Source organism: Streptomyces sp. NPDC037288, from assembly GCF_055603265.1.
Genome location: NZ_JBVJVY010000229.1, coordinates 1 through 1,150, shown reverse-complemented (window position 1 = coordinate 1,150; position 1,150 = coordinate 1). Strand labels below are relative to the sequence as shown.

The 1,150-nt window shown below is 68.7% G+C and carries 1 protein-coding gene; it reads right to left on the bottom strand.

What is annotated here, in order from left to right; translation table 11 throughout:
• The coding region (locus ACZ7GZ_RS43445; protein ID WP_471033395.1) for an IS110 family RNA-guided transposase at positions 1–985 on the bottom strand (985 nt) is incomplete at its 3' end.
• Positions 986–1,150: the final 165 nt, after the last annotated feature.

Genomic DNA, 1,150 nt, shown 5'->3' with positions numbered 1-1,150 from the left:
GGTAGCGGCGGGGGCGGCGCATGTTGCCGCTGATCTTGCCGGAGTCCTTCGGGACCGGGGCCAGGCCGGCAACGCCGGCCAGGCGCCCTGCGCTGCCGAAGGATGCGATGTCACCGCCGGTGCAGGCGACCAGCTCGGCGCCGAGCAGGCTGCCGATGCCGGGCATACTGGTGATCGCCTCGGCGTGCCGGTGCTCGCGGAACCGGGCCTCGATTTGCGCATCGATGCGGGCGATCTCCTGGTCCAGATCGGCGACCGCTCGGGCCAGCGTGCATGCCATGACCGCGGCCGTCTTCTCGCCGGGGACCTGTGTGTATTGCAGGTTCGCGGCTTCGATTGCTGTGGCCGCGACGGCGGACGCATTGCGGACCTTGCGGTTGGCCAACCAGGCGGCGAGCCGTGACGGGCCCATGCGCCGCAGGCCGGCAGGGGTCTGGTAGCCGGCCAGGAGGGTGAGCGCGGCTTTGGAGGTGTTGTAGTCGAAGGCACGCTCAAGGGCCGGAAAGTACTCCAGCAGTTGGGCGCGAAGCCGGTTGATGGCGCGGGTGCGGTCTGCGGACAGGTCGTAGCGGCGGCCGGTGAGAATCCGCAGGTCGACCGCGATCTCGTCCCACTCCTGCAGGGGCTGCAGGTCACGGCGCATGCGCGCCTGGTCGGCGATGACGAAGGCGTCCTTCGCGTCCGTCTTGCCATCTCCGCGGTAAGAGCTCGACGCGTGGTGCACGGTCCGGCCGGGGATGTAGATGACCTGCTGGCCGTGCGCCGTCAGCACAGCGATCCACAGCGCGGCCCCGCCGGCGTTCAGGTCGACCGCCCACGTCACAGGGTCACCGTCCGCGAGCGCAAGCACGTCGCCGAGGAGTTCCAGCAGTTCGGGCTCGTTGTTGGGCACCCGCCGCGACAGTAGCTTCGTTGCGCTCATGTCGATGACCGTGCACTGGTGCTCGGCCTTCCCCGCGTCCGTCCCCGCCCACAGCTCAGCCAACCTGGGCCTCCTCACAGCTCGGTTGTTGTGTTCCCGCAGACGACCACGCCGACGTGTCCCTACGAAGCGACTGCTCGCGCATCCCAATCAGTGGCCGTGTCGTCGCGAGGTCAGGGCGGCCAATCACTGAAAGCCACGATCTTCGGCATGAGCTTTTTGAGCCAC